Annotated in this window: 7 protein-coding genes; 5 read left to right on the top strand and 2 right to left on the bottom strand. The window is 72.6% G+C overall.

The annotated features are described in order from the left end of the window. Positions 1-40: 40 nt before the first annotated feature. Positions 41-310 (bottom strand): hypothetical protein, encoded by a 270-nt coding sequence (locus tag ACSNN7_RS28660; protein WP_436684171.1) that lies wholly within the window; start codon positions 308-310, stop codon positions 41-43. A 257-nt stretch (positions 311-567) separates the two neighbouring features. On the opposite strand from ACSNN7_RS28660, the gene ACSNN7_RS28655 reads away from it, so the two are divergent. The 4 genes from ACSNN7_RS28655 (at position 568) to ACSNN7_RS28640 (ending at position 3,471) form a co-directional block, all read left to right on the top strand. Continuing rightward, a complete protein-coding gene (locus ACSNN7_RS28655; protein ID WP_436684170.1) occupies positions 568-1,221 on the top strand; it encodes a 4'-phosphopantetheinyl transferase family protein in 654 nt (217 codons plus the stop codon). A gap of 115 nt (positions 1,222-1,336) precedes the next feature. Next, the gene (locus ACSNN7_RS28650; RefSeq protein WP_436684169.1) at positions 1,337-2,353 is read left to right on the top strand and encodes a hypothetical protein; all 1,017 of its coding nucleotides are present in this window, start codon (positions 1,337-1,339) and stop codon (positions 2,351-2,353) included. 199 nt (positions 2,354-2,552) lie between these two features. Then, positions 2,553-3,167: a dihydrofolate reductase family protein gene (locus ACSNN7_RS28645; RefSeq protein ID WP_436684168.1), complete on the top strand. Its 615-nt coding sequence runs from the start codon at positions 2,553-2,555 to the stop codon at positions 3,165-3,167. A gap of 112 nt (positions 3,168-3,279) precedes the next feature. Beyond that, positions 3,280-3,471, top strand: coding sequence for a general stress protein CsbD (locus tag ACSNN7_RS28640; RefSeq protein ID WP_436684167.1), 192 nt, complete (start codon positions 3,280-3,282; stop codon positions 3,469-3,471). A 71-nt stretch (positions 3,472-3,542) separates the two neighbouring features. Here the strand turns inward: ACSNN7_RS28640 and ACSNN7_RS28635 are convergent, their stop codons facing one another. Next, positions 3,543-3,887, bottom strand: a complete 345-nt coding sequence (locus ACSNN7_RS28635; protein WP_436684172.1) for a cyclic-phosphate processing receiver domain-containing protein — start codon at positions 3,885-3,887, stop codon at positions 3,543-3,545. A gap of 258 nt (positions 3,888-4,145) precedes the next feature. Between ACSNN7_RS28635 and ACSNN7_RS28630 the strand changes: the two genes are divergently transcribed. Further along, the gene (locus ACSNN7_RS28630) at positions 4,146-4,433 is read left to right on the top strand and encodes a DUF1707 SHOCT-like domain-containing protein (RefSeq protein ID WP_436684166.1); all 288 of its coding nucleotides are present in this window, start codon (positions 4,146-4,148) and stop codon (positions 4,431-4,433) included. The last annotated feature ends 21 nt before the right edge of the window (positions 4,434-4,454 follow it).

Genomic DNA, 4,454 nt, shown 5'->3' with positions numbered 1-4,454 from the left:
GTGGCCGCCCCCGCTCGTCCCGGGGCGGCCACCGCCGGGCTCAGGAGGTCACGGGTCCCCGGGGAACCCAGCCGATGAACCGGTTCTGCAGCGACGCCACCGGCGAGGTGCGCAGGTCGGCGGTGGCGGCGGCGAGGCACGACCCCAGGTAGACGCTGAGCGAGGCGCGGTCCACCTGGTACTCGCTGAGCAGGCGGGCGCGTTTGGTCGGACACGGCCACTCCTCGCCGCAGGAGTCGCAGGTCCACGCCGGTGTCACCGGAACGTGCTCGTCGGGGTGGGAACCCGAGGGTGCCGGGGCACCGGTCATCGCCACTTCCTCTCCGGATGGTCGTACCTGGTACCGGCCCCGCGCGTCGCAGACGCGCGCCGGCCGGATGATCCCCCCGCGACGACCTAACAGCGCCTCGGAACGCTCCGGCGTTACATGGTTGCGGTACGTTCACCGTCGATGTCCGGCACGAACCTTCCCACCGAGCGAGTGCCGGCCTGGCGGGCCGGCCGGGCCGGCCGACCGGCTCGGCGCCGAACGGGCCAGACTGTCGTCGTACCTGAAGGGGGTGGGTGATGCGTGACCTGCTGCCGCCGACCGTCGCGGTCGTGGTGGCCGGGCCGGCGGACTGGGCGGGCGAGCTGCTCCCGGCCGAGCAGGCCGGTCTCGGCGCGCGGGCGGTGGAGAGCCGGCGCCGCGACTACACCGCCGGCCGGGTCTGCGCCCGGCGGGCGATGGCCGAGCTGGGGCTGCCCGCGCTGCCGGTGCCGGCGGCGGCCGACCGCGCACCCACCTGGCCGGCCGGGCTGGTCGGCACCATCACCCACACCCGCGGCTACTGCGCCGCCGCGGTCGCCCGGGCGACCGACGTGCGGTCCGTCGGAATGGACGCCGAGCGGCACCGCGAGCTCAACGAGGGGGTACGCCGGCTGATCTGCCGCCCCGAGGAGGAGGAGCACTGCGCCCGGCTGCCGGCCGGCACCTCGTGGCCGCTGGTGCTGTTCAGCGCGAAGGAGACCGTCTACAAGGTCTGGCACCCGGTGGTCGGGTCCTGGTTGGACTTCCAGGACGCCACGGTGGAGCTGGACCCGGACGCCGGGACGTTCACCGCGCGGATCGACCCCGTCCGGGTGGCGGCGGCGACCGTGGCCGACCCGCCCTCCGTCGTCACCGGGCGCTTCGTCATCGAGGGGGATCTCGTCCGCACCGCGGCCGTGCTGACGCATTGACCGTTCGGCCCGGTCTCCGGCACCGAACGGCCGGCCAGACCCGAGACAATTCCGCGTTGCTCGCACCGACTAGCGTCGAAGAGTTCCCGATGCAGCCGAAGTGCCGAGGAGTACGGTGAGCCAGCCCCAGCCCCCATACGGGCCGCAGGACCCCAACCAGCCGCCCGTCGACCCGTTCCCCACGGCGCCGGTGCCGCAGTACCCTGCCGACCCGACCGCGCCGCTGCCGCCGGTCTCCGGCCCGCCGCAGCACCCGACCACCCCGCAGCCGCCGTACGCGCCGATGGACCCGACCGCCCCGCAGCCGCCGACCTCGGGCGCGCCGTACCCGCCGGTGTCGGGCGCCCCGCAGCCGCCCGTCTCCGGCGGGGCCTACCCGCAGTACGACCCGAACGCGTCCATGCCGCCGGTCTCCGGCGCGCCGTACCCGCCGGTCTCCGGCGGCGGCTACCCGCCCGTGTCCGGTCCCGGCTACCCGCCCCCGCCCGGGCAGCCGCTCGGCCCGCCGATGAAGTCCGGCTCCAAGAAGAAGCCGTGGGTCATCGTCGGCATCGTCGTCGCCGTGCTGGTGCTGCTCTGCTGCGCCGGCGGCATCGTCGCCCTGCTCGCGGGCGGCAAGAAGGCGGCCGACAAGGCGGAGGAGATCCAGCGGTCGCTGCCCACCCCGCGCACCACCGCCGCGCCGGCCTTCCCCGGCAAGCCCTCCGCGTCCGCCTCGGCCGCCGACGGCGAGACCTTCAACATGGAGGCCGGCGACACCCTGGTGATCGAGGACGACGAGGGCACCATCGAGATCACCATCCGCAAGTTCTCCACCTCCACCAAGGGCTGCCGCTCCTACGCCCCCGCCCCCGACAAGGGCCTCTACCTGATCGCCGACGTCACCGCGACGGTCACCAAGGGCAAGGCGTCGATCAACCCGTTCTACTTCCAGTGGGTCGCCGAGGACGGCACCACCGTCAACGGCCTGGCCGGTGCGCTCTCCGGCTGCGGCGGCGACATGCTCGATTCCGGCAGCGGTATCCGCGCGGGCAGCAAGCGCTCCGGCGCCGTGGTCTTCGACGTCAAGGACAAGAGCGGCGTCGTGGAGTACCAGCACAAGTTCGAGGCCGCCGGCTCCTGGAAGCCGTGACCTCTGTCGTCCCCTGGCGGGCCGGCTCCCATCGGGGGCCGGCCCGTTTCGTCGTCAACCGCCTGTCGCACTCCGCGCCTACGCTCTGTCCTCAGTGCAGTGACGACAGGGCGGCGCCGCGACCTTCGCTCCGCCGACCCGTTGCGTATGAGGACGGGCCCGCCCTCCGTCCGGAGATCCACCCAAGAGGAGACGCGAGATGAGAAAGCTGGTCGTACAGACCTTCCTGACCCTCGACGGCGTGATGCAGGCCCCGGGAGGTCCCGGCGAGGACGACGACAACGGCTTCGCGCACGGTGGCTGGTCGTTCCACTACTGGGACGACAAGATGGGCGAGGTCATGGACGCGTCGATGGGCCGGCCCTTCGACCTCGTCCTCGGCCGCCGGACCTACGACATCTTCGCCGCACACTGGCCGAAGGCGCCGGAGGAGGCCGGCGGCAAGCCGCTGAACGACGCCACCAAGTACGTCGCCTCGCGCGGCCGCCCCACGCTGGAGTGGCGCAACTCGGTGCTGATCGAGGGCGACGTGGCCGAGGGCGTCGCCGCCCTCAAGCAGGGCGACGGGCCGGAGCTCCAGGTGCACGGCAGCGGCAACCTGATTCAGACGCTGCTGCGGCACAACCTGGTCGACGAGTACCGCCTGTGGGTCTTCCCGGTCGTCATCGGGACGGGCAAGCGCCTGTTCGCCGACGGCACCGTTCCGTCCGGGCTGAAGCTGGTCGACAGCACGGTCTCCACCACCGGGGTCGTGATGGGCACGTACGTGCCGGCCGGTGAGATCCCCCTCGGCTCGTTCGCCCTCGATCAGTGAGGGGACACCGCCTCGGTGGGCGGTTCGTGGTTTTCACCCCCGGACCGGCGGGGACGCGGGTCGGGACGGGCGGTCGGCACCGCGAACCGCCCACCACGACTCGGGAGGCGACATGAGCGTCGAGAAGGCCAAGGACCAGGTCGAGAAGCTCTCCGGGCCGGCCCGGGCAAGCCTGGGCAACATGAACCAGGACGAGCGGACCGAGGCGGAGCGGGTACGGCAGCGGGACGCACTCCGCGGACACCCGGCCGGCGAGCACGTGCAGGAGGACGCCCGGGACGTGCCGGACGACTTCACGCGCTGAGGGGTACCCACCTCCCGGGTCGACGGGGCGGCCGCCGGCCGGCGAGACGCTCGGCCATCACGTGCTCCCGGCTATCCGGTCTCGGCCAGGTAGCCGACGTGCGGTGATCCAGCGGCCGAACGGGCGGGGTAACCCCAGCGCCGCAACGCCTGCATGACCTTCATGGCCCCGACCGGATTCGCCGAGTGGACGTACACCACGCCGATGTCGAACGGGCGCTCCTCGAACGCGGCCCGCTCCAGCATCTCGACAACGGGCCAGATCGTGTCGTCCCCGCCGAGGTCGTGATCCAGCCACAGCTCGTCCAACCGCTGTCCGCGGTGTCGCTCCAGCGCCTCGACACCCGCCGCGCTGGTGCGCGCGACCTGCGCCGTGCGGCGATCGACGAACGAGCGGAGGTCGTCGACCAGCACGATTCGCGGCGGATCCTCGGTAACCACGGCACCATCGTCGGGCCGGGCACCCCGGCACCGCCACCGCAATCAACCCCCACGCCACGGAATCACGTCGGGTTTGACGTGTCGGCACTCGCGAATACACGCCGCGCCGCGCGTCAGGTGACGTCGCTTGCGCCGGTGCGGATCGCTGCGGACTGGTGCCGGGCAAGCGTCCGCATGCGCGAGTGACCCCAGGCGATCCGCGAGGCCGACCACGGGCAGGGCTAGGCTCGCGCGGTGAGCGACGTCGAAGACCACGGATCGGATCTCAGCGGGCCTTCGCCTGAGCTTCGCATCGGCACACCGGAACGTCGGGCAGCCGAGGATGCGCTCGAGACCCACCTGAGCGAGAAGCGACTGAACTCCGACGAGTTCGACCAGCGGGTGGAGGCGTGCGCGCAGGCGGGCACCCGTGCGGAGCTGCTGCGGATCTTCGCCGACCTTCCGGCGCCCCACCCCGAAATGCCGTCTGCCGCCGTCGCTCCGACCGAGGTTGACGACGACATATCCCGCCAGTTGCGGTAGCGGGCTGCCTGGCGTTGGGGC

The sequence above is a fragment of the Micromonospora sp. URMC 105 genome (assembly GCF_051386295.1).
Classification (GTDB): domain Bacteria; phylum Actinomycetota; class Actinomycetes; order Mycobacteriales; family Micromonosporaceae; genus Micromonospora.
The sequence above is the reverse complement of the archived record's forward strand: the minus strand, read 5'-3'. Positions and strand labels throughout refer to the sequence as shown.